We start from the raw sequence: 24728 nt of genomic DNA, 5'->3' as shown, positions 1-24728 counted from the left end.
GGGGGACCCCCCCCGCCGCAACGTGCAGGCGGCCTTTGGCAAGGAAGAGCTGATCGACGGCATCCCTTACAGCGACTGGAACGATTATATTGGCAAGGCCGCGCCCGTCTACCTGAACGATTACAGCCGGATGCAGCTGCAGCACACCAAAATTTCCATGTGCTTCTCGGCGCTGGTGTTCGGCCCGTTCTATTTCTTCTACCGCAAGGCGTGGAAGCCGGCCTTTGGTTTTCTGGCCGCAGAGTTGGTGGTGGCCCTGCCCACCCTGCTGAGCATGATGCAGGCCACCGGCAGTCCGCTCACCGCGGGCATTAGCAGCACTGCCATCGTCGTGCTTTCCCGCATTATGACGGTGTTCAGCTTTGCGCTGGTGATGCTGCGCACCCTGTACGCCAAGTGGCTGTACCGCAAAAGCGCAGCCGAGCGCATCCGCCGCATCCGTGCTGAGTTCCCGGACGCTGCCCAGCGCCGTGCGGTCCTGTCTGCGCAGGGCGGCGTGAGCATCGCCGGTGTGATCGGTGCCTTTGTACTGCTGATGGTGCTGGGTGCCTGCGCTACCGTGCTGATGGGTCCGAATCTGGACGCTTTGGCCGGGATGCTCTGATCTACAATGCCGCCTGCAAAGGCTGGCATTGCGGATTTCAAAATAGTAATAGGAGAATATGGATCATGATGAAGAAAGTCACCAAAGCCGTCATCCCTGCCGCCGGTCTTGGCACCCGCGTGCTGCCCGCCACCAAAGCCATGCCCAAGGGCATGCTGCCCATCGTGGACAAGCCTGCCATCCAGTATCTGGTGGAAGAAGCTGTGCGTTCCGGCATCACCGATATCCTCATCATTCTGGGCCGCAACCAGAGCATCATTGAGGATCACTTTGACCGCAGCCCTGAGCTGGAAGAAAAGCTGGCAAAGCCCGGCAAGGAAAAGGCTCTGGAAGAGTGCCTTGGCATCGCCAACATGGCAAACATCCTCTTTGTGCGCCAGAAGCAGACGCTGGGTCTGGGCCATGCTGTGAACACCGCCAAGGCCTTCACCGGCGATGATCCCTTCGTGGTGATCTATGGCGACGACGTGATCTGGGGCGAGGACCCGGTCTGTGCTCAGCTGATCCGCGCCTATGAGGAGTTCGGCCTCCCGGTGGCAGGCGTTTCCGCAGTGCCATGGGAAGATGTGAGCCGGTACTGCAGCCTGAAGACCACCCCCATCCACGACAACTATTTCTTTGTGGACGACATGATCGAGAAGCCCAAGAAGGGACAGGAGTTCAGCAACTACTCCATTCTGGGACGCGTGCTGCTGACCCCGGAGATCTACGATATCCTTGCCCACACCAAGCCCGGCGCAGGCGGCGAGATCCAGCTGACCGATGCCATGGCCGAGTATGCCCGCACCCGCGGCGGCATGACGGCTGTAGAGTTCACCGGCAAGCACTACGACATGGGCAACAAGCTCAAGGTGGTGGAAGCTCAGGTGGAGCTGGCCCTGCAGCATCCGGAGATCGGCGAAGAATTCCGCGCTTACCTGAAGGAGTTCTGCAAGACACTGTAACTTTTATCCTGAAAACAAAAAGATCCTCCGGCAGACCTGTCGGAGGATCTTTTTTATTGTTTACCCATTTACCTGACTGGGGTGCTTCTGCGGCGGCATCTTGGTAAAGAGTGCCTTGAGCACCAGCGGAGTTGCCACGCTGGACACCACGATCAGCAGGATCACAGCGGTAAAGTAGACCGAGTCCACCACGCCGACATCCAGGCCCTTCTGGGCCACGATCAGTGCCACCTCGCCGCGGGTCATCATGCCAACGCCGATCTTGAGGGAGTCGCCCCAGTTGAAGCGGCAGATCTTGGCCGCAAGGCCGCAGCCGATGATCTTGGTGATAAGTGCTACAATGACGAAGCAGACACAGAACAGGAAGATTTCCGGCGTCAGGCCGCTGATGTCGGTCTTGAGGCCGATGGATGCAAAGAAGATGGGCGCAAAAATGATATAATTGCTGATATCCACGCGGCGCTCCACGTAGGGGGCATCGTCCATGGTGCACAGAACGATACCGGCGATATAGGCACCGGTGATATCTGCAATGCCGAAGTATTCCTCGGCGATGTAGGCCATGGCAAAGCAGAACGCCATGCTCACGATGGTGATGCGCTGGGTGTGGGGATTGCGCTTGTCCAGCCATGTCATAGCAAAGTGAGCCACAACGCCCACGCCCACGGCAGTGGCAAAGAACAGCACCGTATTAATGAGCACCTTGCCCAGACCCGTGCCGGTGCCGGAGCTTGCGCCCAGTACGCAGGTGAGGACTACGATGCCGATGACATCATCAATGACGGCGGCACTGACGATGGTGGTGCCGAGAAAGCTCTTCAGGTGGCCCAGCTCCTGCAGGGTTGCCACCGTAATGGACACGCTGGTGGCCGTCATGATGGTGCCGATGAACAGGGCACGGTAGAACTCAGGGCTGCCCACGGCAGAGAAGCCGTAGAACGCACTGTACAGCAGGGTGCCGCCCACCAGCGGAACGGCTACGCCCACGCAGGCGACCAGGGTGGCGATGGGGCCGGCTTTGATCAGTTCCTTCAGATTGGTGCCAAGGCCCGTGGTGAACATCAGCATGACCACGCCGATCTCCGCAAAGGTGGAGATGGCATCACTGGTCTGCACCAGATTCAGCACACAGGGGCCGATGATCAAACCGGCAAGGATCTCACCCACCACCTGCGGGGCCTTGCACTTGCGGGCCACCAGACCAAAGAACTTTGCGCTGAGGATGATGATTGCCAGGTTACGGAAAACCGAATACACAAAGAATCCTTCCTTTACTATAAAATTCCCAGAACCATATATACATTCCTTTCGAAGACGGATAACAGAGAGCAGAGAGACGGCCGATCCCCGGCTGCCCTGCCGTTCATCCTCTGAAAGCCACTATATTATATTCCTCTTTCACAAAAAAATCAAAATATTTTTTATTATATCTTTTTTCGGAAAAAGCTTGACAGAATCCACACAGCTTGCTATAATAAATTGTTGTCTGAACAGACACGCCGCACACAAGGCGCGATGCCGCGTTTTGTGTGTACCCTTGGTCCTGTGATTGCAGGATCCTTAAGTCCAAAAGGAGGTGCTACAAAATGGCAAAGTACGAAACCATGCTGATTACCAGCGCCGCTCTCGACGAGGAGGCTACCGCCGCTCTGGTTGGTAAGTTCAAGTCCCTGATCGAGGCTAACGGTACGATCGATTCCATCGACGAGTGGGGCAAGCGCCGTCTGGCCTACCCCATCAACGACGAGGAGGAAGGCGTTTACACCGTGATCGACTTCACCAGCGAGCCCAGCTTCCCTGCTGAGCTGGACCGTGTGTACAAGATCACTGAAGGTGTTATGCGCAGCCTGATCATTGCTCACGAGGAGTAATTCTTCTGTGACAGAAAGGGAGACCGTAAAATGTTGAATGTTGTTGCCATCATGGGCCGTCTTGTGGCGGATCCCGAACTGCGCACCACCCCGCAGGGTACCAATGTGTGCAGCTTCCGCATTGCCTGTGACCGCAATTTTGCGCGTCAGGGCGAGCAGCGTCAGGCCGATTTCATCGATATCGTTGCATGGCGTCAGCAGGCCGAGTTTGTTTGCAAGTATTTCCAGAAGGGCAGTCTGATCGCCATTGAAGGCAGTCTTCAGACCCGCCAGTATCAGGATAAGAACGGCAACAACCGCACCGCTGTGGAAGTGGTAGCCAACAATATCAACTTTGCAGGCTCCAAAAACAGCAATGCAGGCGGCGGAGCAAATTATCAGAATCATTCTGCTCCCGCCTACCAGAATGCAGCGCCTGCCCGCCCGGCCGCTGTGGAGGCAGCTCCCAGCTACTCTGCCGGCAATGCAGACGACTTCGCCGTCATCGACGACAGCGACGACCTGCCGTTCTGACACGAAACGGTCAATCCGTTAAAAATCCAATAGGAGGTAATAAGCAATGGCTTTTGAAAGAACCGAAGGCTCTCGCCCCGCACGCCCCATGCGTCGCGGCCGCAAGAAGGTTTGCAGCTTCTGTGTCGATCGTATCGACACCATCGATTACAAGGACGTGCCCCGTCTGCGTAAGTACGTCTCTGAGCGTGCAAAGATCATTCCCCGCCGTGTGACCGGCACCTGCGCTTATCATCAGCGCGCACTGACCATCGCCATCAAGCGTGCTCGTCACGTTGCTCTGATGCCCTACGTCAGTGACTAATCTTTAAAGAATCAACTCAATCAAAATAATCAGCAATCAGCAAAGCGCTCTCACCGATGACAAGGTGGGAGCGCTTTTTTGTCTTTTCCCTCCGGCCCGGATGTGCTATACTGAGTTCAGGAGGCGTTTTATTCTTTTTTGAGGAGGTTTTTGTCATGAAAAAACGGTATCTTAGACTTGCGGCGCTGACAGCCGGTGTGCTGCTGGCCGCACAGACCGGTCTTTCCGCTGCTGCGCTTTCTACCTTTGATGCCGCATACTACGCTGCACAGTATCCGGATGTTGCGGCCGTATGCGGCAATGACGAGGGTGCACTGCTGCGTCATTATCTTGACCACGGCATTGACGAAGGCCGCAAGCCTTCTGCGGACGGCATTGCCGGTGATGACGAGCTTTCTTTGACCGAAGCGCAGTTTTCTTCCGTCTGGTCGCCGGTGGCCATCAACAAGCTGGCCCACTACAAGTCTCTCAAGCGCAAATGCACCGATGAGGAGTTTGCGCAGGCATATCAGGAAGCGCTGAAGGTGGTCACACCGCTGGCGCTCATGAGCCGGGAAGACCAGCTTTACGGCATTGCCTCTGCCCTGCGTGCGGTGGTGGATGATGGCTCCATGGCTTACTCTATGGAAGCCAACCATTACAACGACCCCTACGGTTATTTTGTACTGCGCACAGCATCCTGTGCCGGGTGTGCCCGGGCCACCGCTCTGTGTCTGGACATTCTGGGCATCCCATATGAGCATGTGAACGAGAACCAGTACAGCCACCAGTGGTGCCGCGTGCCCATGGAGGACGGCAGCTACTGGATCTGTGATGCGTTTGGCCTGTACTGCGGCCCGGAACCCGAACCCTATCAGCACCCGTATTTTTGAAAAAGCGGATAAACCATTTCTAAACCATGCAATGCCCGGCAGGCTGTGTTATCTGCCGGGCATTGTTTTTTCCTTTCTCCTTTTATAAAACCACTGCTCTATGTCGAAAAGTTACAAATCGGTACGGTTTTACCGGTTGTTTCTGATTTGTACCGGGAATTTGCGGAACTGTCGGCATATTTTGATTTGTACGCAATTCAATCTGCACAAAAGCAGCTCAGAATGCTATGCAATTTTCACGAAAACACTTTTGGGTTATTGATTTTTTATACAAATTATGCCATACTATAGTCACTGAAAACGTTCCCGACAACGTTCCCGAATCTATTACCGAAAGTGAGGTACTCCGACAAAATGCCGAATCTGACCATTAAGGACATTGCCCGGATCAGCGGCTGCTCGGTAAGCACCATTTCTCGTGTCATCAACGACCGGCCCGATGTCCGGCCCGAGACCAAGGAGCATGTACTTAAGGTAATGCGGGAGGCCGGGTTCGTGCCCAACACCAATGCACGGCAGCTGAAGATCCAGCAGTCCCGCAGTCTGGTGTTCGTGGTCAAAGGCACCCGCAATCTCTTCTTCTCGGACTTCTTAGTCCAGCTGCAGCGGGCCGCCACCCTGTATGGCTACAATGGCATCGTTTCCTATTTGGATGAAAACGCCAACGAGATCGATGCCGCCGAAAAGATCCTGCGGGAGATCAAGCCCAAAGGTATGATCTTTCTGGGCGGCAGCGTAGCCAACTTCAAAAAAGGCTTTGCCAACATCACAGTCCCCTCGGTGCTGACCACACTGGTCTCCGACGAGCTGGACTTTCCCAATCTTTCCATGGTGGGCGTGGATGACCGCGCTGCAGCCTACACTGCTGTGGACTACCTCATCCAGCAAGGGCATCGTAAGATCGCAGTGCTGGGTGGTCCGGTCACCAGTTATCCCAGCGTGATGCGCCGCGAGGGTGCACAGCAGGCGATGCAGGACGCAGGCATCCTGTTCAACGATAAGTTGTACGGCCTGTCCAACTACGATTTTGAGTCTGCCTATCACGCCGTGAACAGCCTGCTGGCCCGCCGGGCCGACTTCACCGCCCTGTTCGCCATGAGCGATGTGATTGCCTTAGGTGCCATCCGCGCGCTGGCGAGCGCCGGGCTGCGGGTGCCGGAGGATGTTTCGGTGATCGGCTTTGACGGCATCACGATGTCCCGTTACTGTGTGCCTGTTCTGACTACCGTTGTGCAGCCCAGTGAACAGATCTCGCTGCAGAGCATTGAGTTGCTGGTGCGGCAGATCGAGCACGGTGCACCGGCCCAGACCATCACCTTGCAGCCGGAGCTGCAGCAGGGCGAAAGCGTAAGGGCGATTTAAATTTTGTTTTCCCTCCGTCAGGGGACGGAGATTTTGAAATAGTTTATTTTTAATAAGAAGGAGAACTTATTATGAAGAAAATGATTACTCGTCGTAACTTCCTGAAGGCCGCTGGCGTTTCCGCCGCTGCTCTGGGTCTGGCTGCCTGCGGCGGCTCCTCCAGCAGCACCGCTTCCTCTGCTGCCAGTTCTACCGCTGCTTCCAGCACCGCTGCAAAGGCAGACGGCAAGGTCTACTACCTGAACTTCAAGCCCGAGCAGGATCAGGATTGGCAGGATCTGGCCGCTGAGTACACCAAGGAGACCGGCGTGCCTGTGACCGTTGTCACCGCCGCTTCCGGCCAGTACGAGACCACCCTGATGAGCGAGATGGAGAAGAGCGAGGCTCCCACCCTGTTCCAGGTGAACGGCCCTGTTGGTCTGGCAAACTGGAAGGATTACTGCTATGATCTGTCCGGCAGCCAGCTGTACGGCGAGCTGACCAGCGACTCTTTCGCACTGAAGGATGGCGACGCTGTTACCAGCATCGCATATGTCATCGAGACCTACGGCATCATCTATAACAAGGAACTGCTGAGCGCCGCCGGCTACACGCAGGACGATATCAAGGGCTTTGCTGATCTGAAGAAGGTCGCTGACGATATTCAGGCACGCAAGGCTGAGCTGGGCGTGGACGGTGCTTTCACCTCCGCTGGCATGGACGGTTCTTCTGACTGGCGCTTCAAGACCCATCTGGCAAACCTGCCCATCTACTACGAGTACAAGGCAGACGGCATCGGCTCCACCGACGCCATCAAGGGCACTTATCTGGACAACTACAAGCAGATCTGGGATCTGTACATCACCGATTCCACCTGCGATCCCACCCTGCTGGCTTCCAAGACCGGCGACGACGCTGTTGCTGAGTTTGTGGGCAAGAAGGCTGTGTTCTACCAGAACGGCACTTGGGCTTACAATGACGTGAAGGATCTGGGCGACGACAACCTGGGTATGCTGCCCATCTACATCGGCGTGGATGGCGAGGAGAATCAGGGCCTGTGCACCGGTTCCGAGAACTTCTGGTGCGTGAACAACAACTCTTCTGATGCCGACATTCAGGCTACTCTGGACTTCCTGTACTGGTGTGTCACCTCTGAGGCCGGCACCAGCGCGATGGCTGACAAGATGGGCTTCGTCATCCCCTTCAAGAAGGCTAAGGACTCCACCAACCCCCTGATCGGCATTGCAAACCAGTATGTGGCCGACGGCAAGACCAGTGTTGACTGGTGCTTCTCCACCATGCCTTCTGAAGAGTGGAAGAACGGCGTTGGTTCCGCTCTGACCGCTTACGCAGCAGGCACCGGCGACTGGGACGGCGTTGTGACCGCCTTCGTCGATGGCTGGGCTAAGGAATACAAGCTGGCAAACGGCTAAGCTCCTGATCGGTCTATAAAAAAGAACTGAACAGGGAGGCGGGCGAAGAAGTTCGCCCCGCCTCCCCTTTTTTGTTAACCACTCCGCATATAGGAGGTACATCATGCAAAAAGCCATCAGCAAATATTGGCCGGTGTTCGTGCTGCCCACGCTGCTCGCGTTCATCATCGGCTTTATCTGGCCCTTCATCTGGGGCATTTACCTTTCGTTCCAGCGGTTCACTACTGTTAGCAAGACCACCTTTGTGGGCATCCAGAACTACATCAACGTATTTCAGGATTCCACCTTCCTGCACGCCTTCGGCTTTACCGCAGCGTTCACTGTAGTATCCACCGTGCTCATCAACGTCTGCGCCTTTGCCATTGCGCTGGTGCTCACCCGCGGCATCCGCGGCACCAACATCTTCCGTACCGTCTACTTCATGCCCAACCTGATCGGCGGCATCCTGCTGGGCTACATCTGGCAGATCCTGCTCAACGGTGTGCTGGCCAACCTGCAGAAACCTCTGCTGGCGCTGGATGCCAAGGCCGGTTTCGTCGGTCTGGTCATCCTGATGTGCTGGCAGCAGATCGGCTACATGATGATCATTTACGTTGCCGGCCTGCAGAGCGTGCCTGGCGACCTGATCGAAGCTGCCAAGATCGACGGTGCCAACGACCGCGAGATCCTGTTCAAGATCAAAATTCCCATGGTCATGCCCAGCGTGACCATCTGCACCTTCTTGACCCTGACCAACAGCTTCAAACTGTTCGACCAGAACGTTGCCCTGACCGCAGGCGAACCCGCCAACGCCAGTGAAATGCTGGCCCTGAACATCTACAACACCTTCTATGGCCGTTCCGGTGCCCAGTGGAAGGGCATTGGTCAGGCGAAGGCTGTGGTGTTCTTCCTGATTGTCGTGGTCATTTCTCTGATCCAGCTCCACTTTACCCGTTCCAAGGAGGTGCAGCAGTAATGCCTAAACAGAAAAAAATGTGGGATAACATCCTCACCGTCATCATGACGCTGCTGAGTCTGCTGTGGATTTACCCCATCGTGCTGATCCTGCTGAACAGCTTGAAGGTCGAGGGCACCTTTACCACCTCCACCGTGTTCAAGCTGCCCACCGCCGAGACCTTTGCGGGCCTGAGCAACTACATTTACGGTGTCACCAAGATGGGCTTCCTTTCCAGCCTTGGCTACAGCCTTGTCATCACCGTTACCAGTGTGGCGCTGATCCTGCTGTGCTGCTCCATGACCGGTTGGTACCTCACCCGCGTGAACAATAAGCTGAGCAAGTTCATGAACTTGCTGATCGTGTTCTCCATGGTCGTGCCCTTCCAGATGGTCATGTTCACCCTGTCCAAGACCGCTGACCAGCTCAATCTGAACACCCCGTGGAACATCTGCATCATCTATCTGGGCTTCGGTGCCGGTCTGGCCGTGTTCATGTTCACCGGCTTCATGAAGAGCGTGCCCATGGAAATTGAGGAAGCGGCCATGATCGACGGCTGCAACCCCATTCAGATCTTCTTCAAGGTCGTATTCCCCATCCTCAAGCCCACCATGATCTCCACCGCCATCCTCGAGACCATGTGGGTGTGGAATGACTACCTGCTGCCCACTCTGGTGCTGGACATCAAGAAATACCGCACCATTCCCATGGCCATCCAGTACTTCCGCGGCGGCTACGGCCGTGTGGAGCTGGCTCCCATGATGGCCTGCATCATCATTGCCATCATCCCCATCATCATCCTGTACATCACCTGCCAGAAGTACATCATTGAGGGCGTGGTTGCAGGTGCCGTGAAGGGCTAAGGAGGTGCGCACACTATGCGTGCAAGCGGCATTTTGATGCCCGTTTTCAGTCTGCCGGGGCCTTTTGGCATCGGTACGCTGGGAAAAGAGGCCTTTGCATTCGTGGATTTTCTGGCCGATGCAAAGCAGACCTACTGGCAGATCCTGCCCATCGGCCCCACCGGCTACGGCGACAGCCCTTATCAGAGCTTTTCCGCCTTTGCCGGTAACCCCTACTTCATTGACTACCGCCTGCTGGCCGACGTCGGTCTGCTGACGGCCGATGAAGTGCCCGCCGCACGGCCTGTAGGCCCCATCGACTACGGCGCACTGTACAACGAGCGGCCTGTGATCCTGAAAAAGGCAGCCGACCGCCTGCTGGCTGCCCCCTCCCCCTCCTATGAAGCCTTCTGCGAGGCGCAGAGCTTCTGGCTGGAGGATTACGCCCTGTTTATGGCTGTCAAGGCCGAACAGGGGCAGGCCGGCCTTGCCGACTGGCCGGATGACCTGCGCTGCCGCAAACCGGAAGCCATTGCTGCCGCAAAACAGCGTCTCGCCGGTGCGGTGGATTACTACAAGGCGGTGCAATTCTTCTTCTACACCCAGTGGAACGCCCTGAAGGCTTACGCCAACGGCAAGGGCGTCCGTCTGGTGGGCGATATTCCCATCTATGTCAGCCCGGATTCCAGCGATCTGTGGACCCACCCGGAGCTGTTCCAGACCGACGGAGAAATGCATCTGACCCAGGTGGCCGGATGCCCGCCGGACGCCTTTGCAGCAGACGGCCAGCTGTGGGGCAACCCCCTGTATGACTGGCCCACGCACAAAGCCACCGGCTTTGCGTGGTGGAAGCAGCGCATGAAACACGCCACCTCCATTTACGATGTGGTGCGCATCGACCACTTCCGCGGCTTCGAGAGCTATTACTCCATTCCCGCCGGGAACAAAACGGCGGCGGGCGGCCACTGGGAAAAAGGCCCTGACCGCGATTTTATCAACGCCATGCATGAAAACCTTGGCGAGGGCGGCATCATTGCCGAGGATCTTGGCTACCTGACCCCGGAGGTCAAGGCCATGCTTTCTGCCAGCGGCTATCCGGGCATGAAGATCATGCAGTTTGCCTTTGACAGCCGGGAATCCGGCAATTACCTGCCCCACACCTACCACCGCAACAGCGTGGTGTACACCGGCACCCACGACAATGTGACCGCCGAAGGCTGGCGTACCAACGCCAGTGCCGAGGATGTGGCCTATGCCTGCCGCTACCTGCGCTGCCAGCCGGAAGAGCTGACCGAGGCCATGATCTGTGCCTGCCTTGCCAGTGTATCGGATACCGCTGTGATCCCTCTGGCGGACTGGCTGCATCTGGGCAGTGAGGCCCGCATCAACACTCCCAGCACCCAAGGCTCCAACTGGCAGTGGCGGCTCACCTGTCCCTTGCCGGAAGCACTGGCCGGGCACATTGCGCAGCTGACCATGCTCTACGAACGGGCACAGTAATTCCCTGATCATTTTCTCCCCATAAAAGCGCCTGCACCCGGAATGTGCAGGCGCTTTTGCTTTTTATACAGAACATTTTTTCAGGACCAGATTCTGGACATATTGCGCATTTTTGGGCTGACATCCGTGATTTTGCCGCCTTTCTGTAACAGTTTGTTCACAAATGTATCATGATTTTGCGCATCTCTGCTCTTGTTATTTGGACACAGTTATGTTACAATTCAGATAGTATTATTGTCTGCCTTTGTGCAGATTCCACTACGGAAAGGAGTTCTTCCACCATGGATCATCCCAATCAGAATACCATGCTTTTACCGGCTTCCTATGCCGTTATCTCCGAAGAGGAAATGACCTATCTGGATGGCGGTCAGTCCATCTACCTTGGCTCAGCCTTTAATCACGATATTTATTTCAACACCGATCAGTTTGCTACATTCTGCCAGAATGCAGCAATCAACCTGTTCGTGCTGATGACCAACTATTCCTTCCGGTACATCGCAGGCCGTGTGCAGTCCGGTCTGTCGAATGGTCTGAGCCTGTCCGGCACCTTCTATCACACCTGGGATAAGATGAACACCTGGAGCCGTATCGCTTCTGTGGGCGTTGCCGGTCTGGCCGGTGTCTATGTCTATTCGCAGGTCATGAACGTCATTCGTACCGTTACAAGCATCTACGATCAGATCGTGAACCCCATGCCGAGCTTTGATGCCGCTCAGGCCGAGGAAACCGCTGCCGCCTGAGTTTGACCCCATTCCCGGAACGATCTTGTCAGAAAGGAGCTTTCTCCATGAAAAACCTTCAGATGCCGCATTCATACATTTCTGTTTCCGAAGAAGAGCTGCGCAGTATTTCCGGCGGCGGGCCGCTGGGCGATGCGCTGGATCTTTTCTTCAGCAATCTGCGTCTGGACGATCTTTTCTTTAGCGGCGGATTGATCTCACTTTCTTTCACCTTTGTGCCCATGCTGCTGTTCAATGTGGTAAAGACAGGCTTCAACTTCGTGGTGAGCGCCTACGATACCATCGCAGACCTGTTCCATTTTTCCCACGAGGAGCGGGACATGGTGCAGTATATCTCGGATCAGCAGCGCCGGGAAGAAGAGAAAGAGCAGGCTCAGTCCGCTCCCGGCCCGAAACCGGTTTTCTGAACCTTCCCAGCAGTATAAAGCATAGCAAAAAACGCATCTGCAAAATCTTGCAGATGCGTTTTTGTTTTCAGATCACTTTCACTGCCCCCTGCTCCCGCAGACGCAGAATGTAGCAGCTGCCCTTGCCGAATACCCGCTCGATCTCGCTGTGATAGCGTTCCAGCAGGCTCTGGGGAACATACGCCTGAATGGTGCCTGCAAAGCCGCCGCCCTGCATCCGCCAGGCTCCCGTGCTGCCCTGCAGGATACTCTGGCTCAGCGCCAGTGCCACCGAAAGCCCCTGATGCCGCACATCGGTGCTGCAGTAGACATTCTGGCATAGCGCAAAGGATGCACGTCCGCTTTCCAGCACCAGCGCTGCAAAGGCATCAAACTGTCCGGCCTGCAGCGCGTCCCTCTGGGCAAGGGTGCGAGCGTTCTCTTCAAAATAGTGGATGGCGCGCAGCACCGCGCGGTCGCCGCAGGCTTTGCGCAGCGCAGGCAGTGCTGCCCAGAATGCGCTCTCCGTCACCTGTCCCAGCACCTTTTTGCCAAGAAACGCTGCGATCTGCTCCATCTCCTGCCGGATGGCTGCAAACTCACCGGTCAATTCGCTGTGGCTGCCGCGCGTATCGGTAACGCACAGGCTCATGCCCGGCGGCAGCAGGCCGTCGGCGTGGATCTTTTCCAGAACCGGCTGCTGGGGATCTGCAAAATCCGCAAAGATAATGCCGCCCACTGCGCTGGTCAGCTGATCCAGCAGGCCGCTGGGCTTGCCAAAATAGGTATTCTCCGCATACTGACAGATCTTTGCCAGCTCCGCCGGGGCCAGACCGCAGCCATATTCTCCGTTCCAGATGGCAGCCATGCCCATTTCAAAGGCAGCAGAGCTGGAAAGGCCGCTGCCGCGCAGCACATCACTGGCCGTGTATGCATCAAAGCCGCCCACCGCTTTGCCTGCCGCGCGGAAGCCCTCGGCAATGCCGCGGATCAGGCTGGCCGAGTGGGTGCTCTCCCCTTCCTGCGGCCCCTCCACGGTCAGGTCGATCACATCCAGCTTGTTGAACCCGCGGGATTTGACCCGCACGTAGCCGTCTGTATTGTGCGCAGCCACGGCCACAAGATCCAGCGTGACAGCCGCCGCAAGGCCATAACCGTGCTGGTGGTCGGTGTGGTTACCGCCCAGCTCTGCGCGGCCCGGTGCCGAATAAACCTGCACCTGCCTGCCCGGCCCAAAGTACAGCTCAAACTGTTCCAGCGCAGCATAGTAGCGTGCCCGCTGCCGACAGATCTCCTGCGCCGCATCGCCATACAGTGCCCGGAGCTTATCGTCCCATTTGCCCGCCGCGATCTCATTTCGGAGCTGCGCACTGTTTGCCATAACGATTCCTCCCTCAATATGCTGCTTTGGGATAGATGGGTATGTTACGTCTATTGTAATGCATCCAACCGCTTTTTTCAATTTCCAACGCTGAAAAAACGCGAATTTTGGCACCCAGTTCAAAGAATAAGATGTACTTTTGTTGAATTTGCGGGCAGATGTGTGGTATACTATACCAAAGATCGGGCACAAAGCTGCCCACAACGTGACAGAGCGGAGGAAACGCGGCTATGGCAGATGTATATAAGCAATCCTTCAAACAAAATTATACCAATAATATTGAGCTTTCCATCTTCAATTGCGGCATCGAACGCTGTGCTCCGGGCCAAACATGGGGGCCGGGTATCCGCGACCATTACCTGATCCATCTGGTACTTTCCGGCAAGGGCGTATTCGAGGTGGGCGGACGCACCTGGGAAGTGAGCCAGGGCCAGCTGTTTTTTGCCCGGCCAAGCCAGCTGATCCGGTATACTGCCGATGAGCAGCAGCCTTGGGAGTACAGCTGGGTAGGCTTCAACGGTGCGTGTGCCCACAAACTAGCCGCGCAGCTCCCCTTCACCGACGACTCGCCGGTGCATCACACCCACGACCCCGATGGGATGCGTGCCGCTCTGGCCAACATTTATTCCTCCCGCGGGCTGCAGCCGCAGGATGAAGCCGCCATGGTGGGCTACCTTTATCTCTTCATCGCTTCTCTGATGAAGGAGACCAGCGCTGGCAAACCGCACACGGCTTCCTCTTCCAGCCAGTATGTGCTCAACGCCATCAAGTACATCCAGTTCAATTATTCACACGATATTTCCATTGATGATGTGGCAAAAAGCGTAGGTGTCTCCCGCAGTCACCTGTACCGCGTGTTCATGCTGAACGTAGGCAAAAGCCCCATCGATTATCTTACCGAATACCGCATCAACGAAGCCTGCAAGCTGCTGCGCGCAGGCAACCTTTCCATTGCCGAGGTCGCGGTGTCGGTAGGCTTCTTTGACCAGTTCTATTTCTCGCGGGTATTCAAGCGCGCCAAGGGCGTGCCGCCCAGCAAGTATTTTGCGGCGCAGGCTGATGCTCCCGCCGACGGCCCTGACCACCAGTAAAGGAGACCCTTCATGCCCTTACAGAAAAATCAAGTTCTCACCCTGCGCGTAGAGCGTCTTTCCAGCGATGGCAGCGGCGTAGCACACAGCCCAGACGGTGAGGCCGTGTTTATTCCCGGTGCCGCCCCCGGCGACGAAGCCCGGGTGCGCATCGTTAAGGACTGCAAGCGCTACGCCTTCGGTATTCTGGACGAGGTGCTCACTCCTTCGCCGGACCGTATCCCGGTGGATTGTGCCGTGGCAGGCCCCTGCGGCGGCTGCAGCCTGCGGCATCTGGACTATGCTGCCGAGCTGCGCGCCAAGCAGGAGAATGTTGCAGATGCCTTTGCCCGCATCGGAGGATTGGATGTGCCTGTTCTGCCCATTGTGGGTTCGCTGGAAGTGAACCGCTACCGCAATAAGGTGCAGTTCCCGGTGGGCGTGGACAAAAGCGGTAAGCCCTGTATCGGCTTCTACGCCGGGCGCACCCACCGCATCGTCCCCTGCCCGGACTGCCGCCTGCAGCCCGGTGTGCTGAATGAGATCGGCAACGCATTGTGCGCTTTTTTTGCAGAAAAGGGCATCCAGCCGTACAGCGAGGAGACCGGCAGGGGCCTTGTGCGTCATATCTTTCTGCGGCGCGGCGCTCACAGTGGCCAGATCATGGTCTGCCTTGTCTGCACCCGTGCCAAGCTGCCCTCCGCTGAAGAGCTTTGCACCCGGCTGAAAGCTCAATTTGCAGAGATCACCACGATCCTGCTGAACGTAAATGCTAAAAACACCAACGTAATTCTTGGCACCGAGACCCACACCCTGTATGGGCAGGGGTATATTGAAGACACCCTGTGCGGTGTTCCGGTGCAGCTTGGCCCGCTTTCCTTCTATCAGGTCAATACCCTTGCTGCTGAGCAGCTTTACGGCATTGCCGCCCAGTATGCTCAGCTTACCCCGGACGACCTGCTGCTGGACCTCTACTGCGGCATGGGCACCATTGGTCTTTCCATGGCAGCGCACTGCCGTGAGCTGATCGGTGTGGAGATCGTACCGGAAGCCATTGAAAGTGCCAAGGCTAACGCTGCCCGCATGGGTGCAGATGTGGCCGCAAAGAGCCGATTTTTCTGCGCAGATGCCGGTCAGGCCGCCACCCGCCTTGCCGCTGAGGGCCTTCACCCGGATATCGTAATGCTCGACCCTCCCCGCAAGGGCTGCGACGAAGCCACCCTTTCCGCTGTCGTGCGCATGTCTCCCCGCCGGGTGGTCTACGTCAGCTGCAACCCCGCCACCGCCGCAAGAGATGCTGCATGGCTGGAACAAAATGGATATCACGCAGAGAAGGTGCAGCCGGTGGATCTGTTTCCAAGAACACGGCATTGCGAATGCGTGCTGAGCTTTTCCAAGGTGTGAGGTTTGAAAAAATGGCTATTCCAAAATATAATGAACTTTACTCGCTGTTCCTCTTTGCGATTCAGGACGGTGCCCCGCATTCTTCAAAAGATGTAAAGAAAATCATCTCTCAAAAGCTTCAATTAACCACAGAAGAACTTGCCGAGCGGCTTCCAAGCCAACGCCAGCCCACCTTTGATAATCGCGTCAACTGGGCAAAAACTTATCTAAAAAAGGCAGGTTTGATTGATTCTCCACGACGCGGCATCTATATTATTACGAAAGAAGGCCTGAACCTATTAGCAAGTGGTGTTCAAATTACAAATGATCTTCTCAAGAACAGGTATCCTGCCTTCTCTGCATTTGTAAGTGGAGCTTCTATAGCAACTCCTTCTGCTTTGGACGGAACACCTTCTTCAACTGTGTCAGATACTCCGCAGGAAACTCTGGAGCGCACTTATTCCCTTATCAACGAGCAGCTTGCAGATGATTTACTTTCCGAGGTTATGCAGCAGTCTCCGGCATTCTTTGAACAGTTGGTTGTTGATTTAATGAAAGCCATGGATTATGGCGATGGTTTTGTTACAAAGTACAGCGGAGACGGCGGTGTTGACGGCATCATTCATGAGGACAAACTTGGATTTAACTTGATTTATATTCAGGCAAAACGCTGGGATCCCAGCACTACGATTGGGAAACCGGAATTACAAAAATTTGCTGGAGCTATGATGGGACCGCCGAAGATTGAGAAAGGGCTATTCATTACAACAGCCAAATTTTCTCAAGGTGCTAAAGATTTTGCCAATGCACAGCATATCATTCTTGTAGACGGGCAAAAACTGACCACTTTGATGATCGAATACAGTATTGGTGTATCCGTTGAGAAGACCTATTATATCAAACGTATCGACAGCGATTATTTCCCCGATTGACAAAAAAGATTGATGATTGTGCCTTGCTCTTGAATTGGTAAACATACATAAAAAGCGCCCGTCCCGGTTTTTTCCGGGACAGGCGCTTTGCATTTTAACCTTGTAATTTATCAGGACAGAATCATGCGGTCATTTGCAAACTCGCCGCCGCTGGCGATCTGGAACTTTGCCAGCAGGTCGGAGACGTGCAGGTTCTTCTTTTCCTCACCGGAAACATCATAGATGATATGGCCTTCGTACATCATGATCAGGCGGTTGCCATACTTAATGGCATCCTTCATGTTGTGGGTGATCATCATGGTGGTGAGATGGTTTTCCTCCACGATTTTGGCCGAGAGGGTCAGCACCTTGAGCGCGGTCTTGGGGTCCAGCGCAGCGGTGTGCTCGTCCAGCAGCAGGAGCTTGGGCTTGTTCATGGTAGCCATCAGCAGGGTCAGTGCCTGACGCTGGCCGCCGGAAAGCAGGCCCACACGGGCCGTCAGGCGGTCTTCCAGACCCAGATCCAGCGTCTTGAGCAGTTCACGGTACTGCTCGCGCTCTGCCTTGGTAATGCCAATGCGCAGGGTGCGGGGCTTGCCGCGGCGTGCAGCCAGGGCAAGGTTCTCTTCGATCTGCATGGTGGCAGCAGTGCCGGTCATGGGGTCCTGAAACACGCGGCCGATGTAAGCGGCACGCTGATGCTCGCTCAGGCGGGTCACATCCACACCGTCAATAATGATCTTGCCTTCGTCCACCGGCCACACACCGGCAACTGCGTTCAGCATGGTGGATTTGCCTGCACCGTTGCCGCCGATCACGGTAACGAAATCGCCCTCGTTCAGCTTCAGGTTCAGGCCGTTCAGGGCAGTTTTCTGGTTGACCGTGCCAGCGTTAAAGGTCTTGGAAACATTCTGGATCTCAAGCATTTTTTGCATCCTCCTTTGCCTTCTTCACCGGCTTCGAGAAGTACTTGCCCTTCCAGTACGGCACGGCAAGGAAAACAGCCACCACAGAAGCGCTCAGCAGCTTGAGCAGGTTGGCATCGAAACCCAGAGTCAGCACCAGCTGAATGACAATGTAGTAGATGATGGCACCTAGAGAGACAGAAACCATCTTGAGTGCAAAGTTGTGGAAGATGCGGCTGAACAGAGCCTCGCCAATGATGACAGCAGCCAGACCAATGACGATCGCGCCACGGCCCATGCCGACATCTGCAAAGCCCTGATACTGGCTCAGCAGAGCGCCAGACAGCGCCACCAGACCGTTGGACACAGCCAGACCCAGCACGATATTGAAGTTAGTGTTGATGCCCTGCGCACGGGACATGGCGGGGTTAGAGCCGGTGGCACGGATGGCACAGCCCAGCTCGGTGCCGAAGAACCAGTACAGAATGCCGATCAGCACCGCTGTGACAATGATGATCATAACGATAGGGTTGTGGAGAGCGAACTCCTTGACCCAGCGCAGGGAGATCAGCAGATTGTACTTGTCCACGTTGATGGCCTGATTGGCCTTGCCCATGATTTTGAGGTTAATGGAATACAGCGAAAGCTGAGTCAGGATGCCGGCAAGGATGGCCGGAATGCCCATAAATGTGTGCAGGACACCGGTGACGAAGCCGGACAGCAGGCCTGCCAGCAGCGCCATGAGCAGGGAGACCCAGACGTTCTGGCCGGACAGCAGGCACATGACGCACACTGCACCGCCGGTGCCAAAGGAGCCGTCCACGGTCAGATCGGCCACATCCAGAATACGGTAGGTCAGGTACACGCCAATGGCCATGATACCCCAGATAAGGCCCTGTGCACAGGCACCCGGCAAAGCGCCCGGCAGGTTTGCCAGTCTTGCAATGATTTCCAAAACAATTCCTCCTAAACGTTACACTTTTTTACTTCCCGTTTGATACGGGAAAGCGGAGAAGAGCACTTTTTACCCTTCTCCGCTGATTTTCTGTTTGGTTTCCCGGAGTATTTTAGCCCTCGATCTCCTCGTAGCCGTCGGGAACGGTCAGGCCCAGATCGTCGCAGATAGTCTTGTTGTACTTCTTGGTCACATCGGTGTACTCGATGGGCATGGTGGAGATATCAGCCTCGCCGTTCAGGATCTTCACTGCCATCTCACCAGTGGTGTAGCCCAGATCGTAGTAGCTGATGGAAAGGGTAGCCACGCCGCAGCCGGCGCAGATGCCCTCTTCGCCAGCAAACACGGGCTTCTTGGCCGGGCGGCAGATGCCGTCCACAATGCCGGTGTTTGCAGCAACAGTGTTATCGGTGGGCACATACAGTGCGTCGTTCTCGTCGGCAGCCTTCTGGCAGACAGAGGACAGGTCGTTGGAATCAGAGAAAGCGTACTGGGTAGCGGTGACACCCTTTTCCTCCAGATACTTCTGGACCTCATCCACCTGATACTGGCTGTTTGCCTCAGCAGAGCAGTACAGCAGGCCAACCTTCTTGGCCTCCGGCATCCACTCCACGATCATCTCAGCCTGCTGATCCAGCGGGGCCAAATCAGAGGTGCCGGAAATGTTGCCGCCCACGGTGCCGTCGAAATCGGTCAGGCCCAGAGCCACACCGTACTCGGTAACAGAGGTGCCCAGCACCGGAATGCTGTCGGTAGCAGACTGTGCAGCCTGCAGAGCGGGCGTAGCATTGGCCATGATCAGATCCACACCAGAGGAAACGAAGCCGTTGGTGATGGTAGCGCAGGTAGCGGAATCGCCCTGTGCATTCTGGAAATCGAAGGTGACGTTCTCGCCGAAGGAAGCAGTCAGAGCATCCTCAAAGCCCTGCGTAGCGGCATCCAGAGCGGCATGCTGCACCAACTGGCAGATGCCGATCGTGAACTTCTGGCCATCGGCTGCAGCAGAAGCAGCAGCGGAGGATGCAGGCGCAGCGGAAGAAGCAGCTGCAGAAGATGCAGAAGAACCGCCGCAGGCAGTCAGGGCAGCAGCTGCGCCGCAGGCAGCGGCAGCAGCCAGAAACGAACGACGAGTGATTTTACGCATAATGTTTATCTCCTCTATCTCTTTGCGTGTGCGGCCTACAGGTACCGCACCGGAAAGCTATGTTTTGTATGCAAGGCTCGTACAGTCTCGCTTTACACTCGTGAAGTATATCACACATTTCACGGTAAAACAACTCACTTTTGCCCTAAAACGGCCTTTATTATCGATTGCATCAAATATATCGATCGATTATTTTGATGCGTTATTCCGTTTTTGCTGATATTCCGTCAGTTTTGCAAATTCAGCATCCAGCCAGTGCAGGTTTTTCTCCAGCTGCGGCAAGAACGGTGCGGCATAGTCGTAGCCAAAATACAGCGCCTGCCAAAGCTTGTCCTGCATCCGGCGCACCAGCACCGGGCTGAGCTGCGCACCCAGCTGTTCCACCGTGTCTTCCAGTGTCATGCAGGTCTGCGCCCAGCGCACATCGGTCTGTTCCCGGGCCGGGACATCGTAACAAGCAAGATAGTCCTCCACCCTTGCCTCGATCACCTGCCCGCCGCAGCCGGTTGGCTGCAGAAAATAGCTCACCTGTCCTTTCCTGCTGATCTCCTGCGCCAGCGGGTACAGAGCACACACCAGCGGTTCGGCATCGTGGATGGCGCAGTGGTCTCCCGTAAGGAAGGGACAGTTGTTCCGGTTCTCCTTCACCGGGGCCAGACGCAGCACCGGCAAATGGCTCACCGTGCCAATGCTGGCCCGGCAATATCCCCGCGCCACGATCTGCGGCGGCAGGCGCAGCCGGGCTGCAATGCGCCACAGGTCAAAGCCTGAAAGTACAATGTCCTCTCTGCCACGGCAGCAGTCGCCGCAGCCATTGCACGCAAAGCTGAAATGTGCATCCCGCGCCAGCAGGGGCATTGCCTCGGTACGGGTAAAATCGATCTGGCCGCACAGGTCGATATGGTGGTCTCGCATCTGTTCTCTCTTCTTTCCTGCATAATAAATAACAGGTCTATTGTACCGCAGGGCCGGTTTTTGTGCAACAAAAAAGCTGCTGTACGCTTGACAGCAGCTCATAGTGGCGCAGCGCGCCCACACTCAGGCGGTACGTCTATGCCATCTCACCGATTTGGAACGGTTCCCGCTCAGCCATGCAGCACCGCTTTCTGCTGCCGCTTGAGCCAGTGGTAAGCGATCACGCACACCAGAATGGAGAACAGCGAACCGCAGGCCGAAGCAAGACCCATGGGCAGCAGCGTCTGCGGGAAAAACTTGGATGCGAGGTAGGCACCCGGCACGCGCACCAGCAGAATGGACAGCGTGTTATGCAGGAAGGACAGCCCGGACTTGCCATAGGCGCAGAAATAGCCGCTGAAGCTGAACTGCACGCCTGCAAACAGGCAGTCAAAAATATAACCCCGGATGTAAGATGCACCGGCCAGCACCACAGCCTCGTCCGAGGTGAAGGGCCGCACCACCGACGGTGCAATGAACTGCACTGCTACTGCCACGATCAGTCCAAAGGTCAGGCCAATGCCGATGGCGTAGCGCAGAATGGCATCCACACGGTCGTGCTTGCCGGCACCGATGTTCTGCGCGCCCAGTGCCGATACAGTGGACAGCATGGAGCTGGGCACCAGGAACAAAAAGCTGATGATCTTTTCCACGATGCCCACGGCGGCGGCATCGGTCAGGCCTCGGTGGTTGGCAATGATGGTGATGATCATAAAAGATACCTGAATAAAGCCGTCCTGCATCATCACCGGTATGCCAATGGAAAGGATCTCGCCAAGTGCACTGCGTTCCGGCTTGAAGTCCGCACCCGAAAGGTGGATGCCGCTCTTACGGCGCAGGATCACGACCAGCGAGATGATCACGCTGACCAGCTGAGAAAGAGTGGTACCCAGCGCTGCACCGGCAGGGCCAAGATGCAGCGCGCCCATGAACAGATAATCCAGCGCAATGTTGCTTGCACAGGCCACCGCAATAAAGTACATCGGGCTTTTGGAATCGCCCAGCCCGCGGAAGATCGATGCCATGATATTATACGCCGTGATGCATGGAACGCCGATAAAGCAGATGATCAGGTAGGTACGAGTGGCCGCCACGGCCTGCTCCGGTGTGGAGACAATGCGTACGATCGGATTCACAAGCCCTACCAGCACAGCTGCCAGTACCACAGATCCTGCCATAAACAGCGTGACTATGTTGCCAATGAGCCGGGCCGCACGAGGTTTGTTCTCTGCGCCCACGGCCCGGCCAATAGTGACCGTTGCTCCCATGGCAAGGCCCACGATCATCACAGTGATCATATGCATCACCTGACTGCCAATGGACACCGCCGTTGTGCTGGCCACACCTTCAAACTGCCCGATGATGAACAGATCCGCCATGCCGTACAGCGTCTGCAAAAAGTACGAAAGCAGATAGGGCAGTGAAAAAAACAAAATGCTTTTCAACACACTTCCGCTGGTCAGATTTTTTTCCATAATGTTTTCTGCCCGGCTTCCCTCTTCTCTGCCGAATGTACAGAGCTTACACTGCCAGACCGGGCAGCTCCTTTCCGTTATAGATAGTAAACCCTACAACGACTGAAGAGTCAAGGTTTTATTACAATAAAGCGGCCCGGTCGTGCCAAAAGGTCAGAACAGCCGAGCCACCATGAATTCATTTAAGGTTTTTGTTTGTTCAATAGATAAAGCACAAACACATCATAAAACTTTTCGCTTCACTCTGCATGAAATTGCGCCCTTCTCTTCCAGTCTGTTTCATCTTCAATGCTCACATCATTTTCAAAGCATACCTGCCTTTCTGTTTTCTCCTAAAACAGTTTCAAGACAAAAGAAAAACGCTTCAGAATTTCTTCTGAAGCGTTTTTGTTCAAGTCGGCGACTACCTATTTTCACGCGCCGTTTCCAGCGAACTATCTTCGGCACAAGTGAGCTTAACTTCTGTGTTCGGAATGGGAACAGGTGGAACCTCACCGTCATCGACACCGACCGATCTGACTGAACCAGTATAACATGTTTGTCGTACTTTGTCCAGTATTTGTAGAAGGACGTGCCTTCAAAACTGAATAATCACTGCTTACATTTTTTCGTTGACTCTCAGAGTCTCAAGCGAATTGTGGTCAAGCCCTCGACCTATTAGTACACGCTTGCTGAATGGATCACTCCACTTACACATCGTGCCTATCAACCTTGTAGTCTTCAAGGGGTCTTACTTGTTTGAAACAATGGGATATCTTATCTTTGGGTCGGCTTCACGCTTAGATGCTTTCAGCGTTTATCCGATCCGTACATAGTTGCCCAGCTATGCTCTTGGCAGAACAACTGGTGCGCCAGAGGTACGTCCGCTCCGGTCCTCTCGTACTAGGAACAGCTCCCATCAAATATCCTGCGCCCACGACAGATAGGGACCGAACTGTCTCACGACGTTCTGAACCCAGCTCGCGTACCGCTTTAATTGGCGAACAGCCAAACCCTTGGGACCGAATACAGCCCCAGGATGCGATGAGCCGACATCGAGGTGCCAAACCTCCCCGTCGATGTGGACTCTTGGGGGAGATCAGCCTGTTATCCCCAGGGTAACTTTTATCCGTTGAGCGATGGCATTTCCACTCACATACCACCGGATCACTAACTCCAACTTTCGTTACTGCTCGACCCGTCAGTCTCGCAGTTAGGCTCGCTTCTGCGTTTGCACTCTTTTGCTTGATTTCCGTTCAAGCTGAGCGAACCTTTGAACGCCTCCGTTACTCTTTAGGAGGCGACCGCCCCAGTCAAACTGCCCACCTAACAATGTCCCCCGCCTTGATTCAAAGGCGCAGGTTAGAATTCCAATATCGCAAGGATGGTATCCCAACGGCCACTCCACAAGCGCCAAAGCACCTGCTTCCCTGTGTCCCATCTATCCTGTGCATGCAACATCGAAACCCAATATTAGGCTACAGTAAAGCTCCATGGGGTCTTTCCGTCTTGTCGCGGGTAACCGGCATCTTCACCGGTACTACAATTTCGCCGGGCGGGCTGTTGAGACAGTGCCCAAATCATTACGCCTTTCATGCGGGTCAGAACTTACCTGACAAGGAATTTCGCTACCTTAGGACCGTTATAGTTACGGCCGCCGTTCACTGGGGCTTCGATTCAATGCTTGCACATCTCCTCTTAACCTTCCAGCACCGGGCAGGCGTCAGCTCGTATACGTCATCTTTCGATTTAGCACAAACCTGTGTTTTTGGTAAACAGTTGCTTGGGCCGATTCTCTGCGGCTGCATTGCTGCAGCACCCCTTCTCCCGAAGTTACGGGGTCAATTTGCCGAGTTCCTTAACAACCCTTCTCCCGTTGGCCTTAGAATCTTCTTCCTACCTACCTGTGTCGGTTTGCGGTACGGGCACCGCAGAAATACACACAGCTTTTCTCGCCATCTTCCATCCCGGACTTCGGTACTAATTTCCCTCGATCGCTACCGGAACCAACACCCGGCTCCGAGACTTCATATGTGTCCCTGTGTTTAACTCTTTTGGTGGTGACGGAATCTCTACCGTCTGTGCATCGGCTACGCCGTTAGGCCTCACCTTAGCTCCCGACTAACCTGGAGCGGACGAACCTTCCTCCAGAAACCTGAGGCTTTCGGCCATGCAGATTCTCACTGCATTCGCGCTACTCATTCCGGCATTCTCACTTCTATACACTCCACAGCCGCTTGCGCTACTGTTTCACCGCGTATACAACGCTCCCCTACCCAGCATGTAA

Annotated in this window: 23 protein-coding genes, 1 rRNA gene and 1 other annotated feature (1 of these 25 only partly in view); of the genes, 16 read left to right on the top strand and 8 right to left on the bottom strand. The window is 55.4% G+C overall.

Going from position 1 to position 24728, the window contains the following annotated elements:
• Nucleotides 1-604, top strand: a 604-nt coding sequence (locus QZL71_RS10575; protein ID WP_294648707.1) for a DUF2628 domain-containing protein, incomplete at its 5' end; no start/stop codon positions are given.
• Nucleotides 605-672: 68 nt separating this feature from the next.
• Nucleotides 673-1548: a UTP--glucose-1-phosphate uridylyltransferase gene (locus tag QZL71_RS10570; RefSeq protein WP_294648709.1), complete on the top strand. Its 876-nt coding sequence runs from the start codon at nt 673-675 to the stop codon at nt 1546-1548.
• 60 nt (nt 1549-1608) lie between these two features.
• On the opposite strand, the gene QZL71_RS10565 is transcribed toward QZL71_RS10570, so the two are convergent.
• Nucleotides 1609-2805, bottom strand: a complete 1197-nt coding sequence (locus QZL71_RS10565; protein WP_005938977.1) for a cation:proton antiporter — start codon at nt 2803-2805, stop codon at nt 1609-1611.
• A gap of 329 nt (nt 2806-3134) precedes the next feature.
• On the opposite strand from QZL71_RS10565, the gene rpsF reads away from it, so the two are divergent.
• The 11 genes from rpsF to QZL71_RS10510 all read left to right on the top strand — a co-directional run bounded on the left by rpsF (nt 3135) and on the right by QZL71_RS10510 (nt 12305).
• Entirely contained in the window at nt 3135-3419 is a 285-nt protein-coding gene (gene rpsF / locus QZL71_RS10560) for a 30S ribosomal protein S6 (RefSeq protein ID WP_005938979.1), read from the top strand.
• Between the two features lie 30 nt (nt 3420-3449).
• Nucleotides 3450-3932, top strand: coding sequence for a single-stranded DNA-binding protein (ssb, locus tag QZL71_RS10555; protein ID WP_005938982.1), 483 nt, complete (start codon nt 3450-3452; stop codon nt 3930-3932).
• A 46-nt stretch (nt 3933-3978) separates the two neighbouring features.
• Entirely contained in the window at nt 3979-4236 is a 258-nt protein-coding gene (gene rpsR, locus QZL71_RS10550; RefSeq protein WP_015538096.1) for a 30S ribosomal protein S18, read from the top strand.
• Nucleotides 4237-4391: 155 nt separating this feature from the next.
• On the top strand, nt 4392-5108 hold the full coding sequence (locus QZL71_RS10545; protein ID WP_145945650.1) for a hypothetical protein: 717 nt from the start codon (nt 4392-4394) through the stop codon (nt 5106-5108).
• Nucleotides 5109-5462: 354 nt separating this feature from the next.
• A complete protein-coding gene (locus QZL71_RS10540) occupies nt 5463-6470 on the top strand; it encodes a LacI family DNA-binding transcriptional regulator (RefSeq protein WP_294648705.1) in 1008 nt (335 codons plus the stop codon).
• Nucleotides 6471-6541: 71 nt separating this feature from the next.
• Nucleotides 6542-7882 carry an ABC transporter substrate-binding protein gene (locus QZL71_RS10535; RefSeq protein ID WP_294648703.1) on the top strand — a complete coding sequence of 447 codons (1341 nt, stop codon included), beginning with the start codon at nt 6542-6544 and terminating at the stop codon, nt 7880-7882.
• Between the two features lie 103 nt (nt 7883-7985).
• Nucleotides 7986-8837 carry a carbohydrate ABC transporter permease gene (locus QZL71_RS10530; protein ID WP_005938991.1) on the top strand — a complete coding sequence of 284 codons (852 nt, stop codon included), beginning with the start codon at nt 7986-7988 and terminating at the stop codon, nt 8835-8837.
• Nucleotides 8837-9679, top strand: coding sequence for a carbohydrate ABC transporter permease (locus QZL71_RS10525; protein ID WP_294648701.1), 843 nt, complete (start codon nt 8837-8839; stop codon nt 9677-9679). Before QZL71_RS10530 ends, QZL71_RS10525 begins: the two co-directional genes overlap by 1 nt.
• A gap of 15 nt (nt 9680-9694) precedes the next feature.
• On the top strand, nt 9695-11158 hold the full coding sequence (malQ, locus tag QZL71_RS10520) for a 4-alpha-glucanotransferase (RefSeq protein WP_294648699.1): 1464 nt from the start codon (nt 9695-9697) through the stop codon (nt 11156-11158).
• Between the two features lie 281 nt (nt 11159-11439).
• Nucleotides 11440-11898, top strand: coding sequence for a hypothetical protein (locus tag QZL71_RS10515; RefSeq protein WP_097775417.1), 459 nt, complete (start codon nt 11440-11442; stop codon nt 11896-11898).
• A 47-nt stretch (nt 11899-11945) separates the two neighbouring features.
• Nucleotides 11946-12305 (top strand): hypothetical protein, encoded by a 360-nt coding sequence (locus tag QZL71_RS10510; RefSeq protein WP_005939003.1) that lies wholly within the window; start codon nt 11946-11948, stop codon nt 12303-12305.
• A 67-nt stretch (nt 12306-12372) separates the two neighbouring features.
• On the opposite strand, the gene QZL71_RS10505 is transcribed toward QZL71_RS10510, so the two are convergent.
• Nucleotides 12373-13665 carry a galactokinase gene (locus QZL71_RS10505; RefSeq protein ID WP_294648697.1) on the bottom strand — a complete coding sequence of 431 codons (1293 nt, stop codon included), beginning with the start codon at nt 13663-13665 and terminating at the stop codon, nt 12373-12375.
• Nucleotides 13666-13895: 230 nt separating this feature from the next.
• On the opposite strand from QZL71_RS10505, the gene QZL71_RS10500 reads away from it, so the two are divergent.
• From QZL71_RS10500 to QZL71_RS10490, 3 genes are read left to right on the top strand one after another with little or no spacing between them, the layout of a single operon-like run.
• A complete protein-coding gene (locus QZL71_RS10500) occupies nt 13896-14756 on the top strand; it encodes an AraC family transcriptional regulator (RefSeq protein WP_005939008.1) in 861 nt (286 codons plus the stop codon).
• A 12-nt stretch (nt 14757-14768) separates the two neighbouring features.
• Nucleotides 14769-16139 carry a 23S rRNA (uracil(1939)-C(5))-methyltransferase RlmD gene (gene rlmD, locus QZL71_RS10495; RefSeq protein ID WP_294648695.1) on the top strand — a complete coding sequence of 457 codons (1371 nt, stop codon included), beginning with the start codon at nt 14769-14771 and terminating at the stop codon, nt 16137-16139.
• Nucleotides 16037-17050, top strand: coding sequence for a restriction endonuclease (locus QZL71_RS10490; RefSeq protein WP_294648693.1), 1014 nt, complete (start codon nt 16037-16039; stop codon nt 17048-17050). Before rlmD ends, QZL71_RS10490 begins: the two co-directional genes overlap by 103 nt.
• A 110-nt stretch (nt 17051-17160) precedes the next feature.
• Here QZL71_RS10490 and QZL71_RS10485 read toward each other — a convergent pair whose 3' ends face one another.
• The 6 genes from QZL71_RS10485 to rrf form a co-directional block, all read right to left on the bottom strand.
• The gene (locus QZL71_RS10485) at nt 17161-17955 is read right to left on the bottom strand and encodes an ABC transporter ATP-binding protein (RefSeq protein WP_005939014.1); all 795 of its coding nucleotides are present in this window, start codon (nt 17953-17955) and stop codon (nt 17161-17163) included.
• A complete protein-coding gene (locus QZL71_RS10480; protein ID WP_097775413.1) occupies nt 17948-18889 on the bottom strand; it encodes an ABC transporter permease in 942 nt (313 codons plus the stop codon). Before QZL71_RS10480 ends, QZL71_RS10485 begins: the two co-directional genes overlap by 8 nt.
• A gap of 112 nt (nt 18890-19001) precedes the next feature.
• Nucleotides 19002-20033, bottom strand: a complete 1032-nt coding sequence (locus QZL71_RS10475) for an ABC transporter substrate-binding protein (protein WP_044953360.1) — start codon at nt 20031-20033, stop codon at nt 19002-19004.
• Nucleotides 20034-20222: 189 nt separating this feature from the next.
• A complete protein-coding gene (locus QZL71_RS10470; protein ID WP_154261051.1) occupies nt 20223-20948 on the bottom strand; it encodes a YkgJ family cysteine cluster protein in 726 nt (241 codons plus the stop codon).
• 170 nt (nt 20949-21118) lie between these two features.
• Nucleotides 21119-22462: an MATE family efflux transporter gene (locus tag QZL71_RS10465; RefSeq protein ID WP_294648691.1), complete on the bottom strand. Its 1344-nt coding sequence runs from the start codon at nt 22460-22462 to the stop codon at nt 21119-21121.
• Between the two features lie 394 nt (nt 22463-22856).
• Nucleotides 22857-22973: ribosomal RNA gene (gene rrf / locus QZL71_RS10460) — 5S ribosomal RNA — on the bottom strand.
• Nucleotides 22974-23099: 126 nt separating this feature from the next.
• Nucleotides 23100-24728 (bottom strand) — a sequence feature (mutual gap in cmsearch alignment for this rRNA model is longer than 100) (it continues 1323 nt past the right edge of the window).

The sequence above is a fragment of the uncultured Faecalibacterium sp. genome (assembly GCF_900066275.1).
Taxonomy (GTDB): Bacteria; Bacillota; Clostridia; order Oscillospirales; family Ruminococcaceae; genus Faecalibacterium; species Faecalibacterium taiwanense.
This window is presented reverse-complemented; position numbering and strand designations above follow the sequence as displayed.

Excerpts from the sequence above, each read along its gene's own strand:
- QZL71_RS10570 (WP_294648709.1), top strand. The coding sequence starts at position 673 with ATGAAGAAAGTCACCAAAGCCGTCATCCCTGCCGCCGGTCTTGGCACC.
- rpsF (WP_005938979.1), top strand. The coding sequence starts at position 3,135 with ATGGCAAAGTACGAAACCATGCTGATTACCAGCGCCGCTCTCGACGAG.
- ssb (WP_005938982.1), top strand. The coding sequence starts at position 3,450 with ATGTTGAATGTTGTTGCCATCATGGGCCGTCTTGTGGCGGATCCCGAA.
- rpsR (WP_015538096.1), top strand. The coding sequence starts at position 3,979 with ATGGCTTTTGAAAGAACCGAAGGCTCTCGCCCCGCACGCCCCATGCGT.
- QZL71_RS10545 (WP_145945650.1), top strand. The coding sequence starts at position 4,392 with ATGAAAAAACGGTATCTTAGACTTGCGGCGCTGACAGCCGGTGTGCTG.
- QZL71_RS10540 (WP_294648705.1), top strand. The coding sequence starts at position 5,463 with ATGCCGAATCTGACCATTAAGGACATTGCCCGGATCAGCGGCTGCTCG.
- QZL71_RS10535 (WP_294648703.1), top strand. The coding sequence starts at position 6,542 with ATGAAGAAAATGATTACTCGTCGTAACTTCCTGAAGGCCGCTGGCGTT.
- QZL71_RS10530 (WP_005938991.1), top strand. The coding sequence starts at position 7,986 with ATGCAAAAAGCCATCAGCAAATATTGGCCGGTGTTCGTGCTGCCCACG.
- QZL71_RS10525 (WP_294648701.1), top strand. The coding sequence starts at position 8,837 with ATGCCTAAACAGAAAAAAATGTGGGATAACATCCTCACCGTCATCATG.
- malQ (WP_294648699.1), top strand. The coding sequence starts at position 9,695 with ATGCGTGCAAGCGGCATTTTGATGCCCGTTTTCAGTCTGCCGGGGCCT.
- QZL71_RS10515 (WP_097775417.1), top strand. The coding sequence starts at position 11,440 with ATGGATCATCCCAATCAGAATACCATGCTTTTACCGGCTTCCTATGCC.
- QZL71_RS10510 (WP_005939003.1), top strand. The coding sequence starts at position 11,946 with ATGAAAAACCTTCAGATGCCGCATTCATACATTTCTGTTTCCGAAGAA.
- QZL71_RS10505 (WP_294648697.1), bottom strand. The coding sequence starts at position 13,665 with ATGGCAAACAGTGCGCAGCTCCGAAATGAGATCGCGGCGGGCAAATGG.
- QZL71_RS10500 (WP_005939008.1), top strand. The coding sequence starts at position 13,896 with ATGGCAGATGTATATAAGCAATCCTTCAAACAAAATTATACCAATAAT.
- rlmD (WP_294648695.1), top strand. The coding sequence starts at position 14,769 with ATGCCCTTACAGAAAAATCAAGTTCTCACCCTGCGCGTAGAGCGTCTT.
- QZL71_RS10490 (WP_294648693.1), top strand. The coding sequence starts at position 16,037 with ATGGCTGGAACAAAATGGATATCACGCAGAGAAGGTGCAGCCGGTGGA.
- QZL71_RS10485 (WP_005939014.1), bottom strand. The coding sequence starts at position 17,955 with ATGCTTGAGATCCAGAATGTTTCCAAGACCTTTAACGCTGGCACGGTC.
- QZL71_RS10475 (WP_044953360.1), bottom strand. The coding sequence starts at position 20,033 with ATGCGTAAAATCACTCGTCGTTCGTTTCTGGCTGCTGCCGCTGCCTGC.
- QZL71_RS10470 (WP_154261051.1), bottom strand. The coding sequence starts at position 20,948 with ATGCGAGACCACCATATCGACCTGTGCGGCCAGATCGATTTTACCCGT.
- QZL71_RS10465 (WP_294648691.1), bottom strand. The coding sequence starts at position 22,462 with ATGGAAAAAAATCTGACCAGCGGAAGTGTGTTGAAAAGCATTTTGTTT.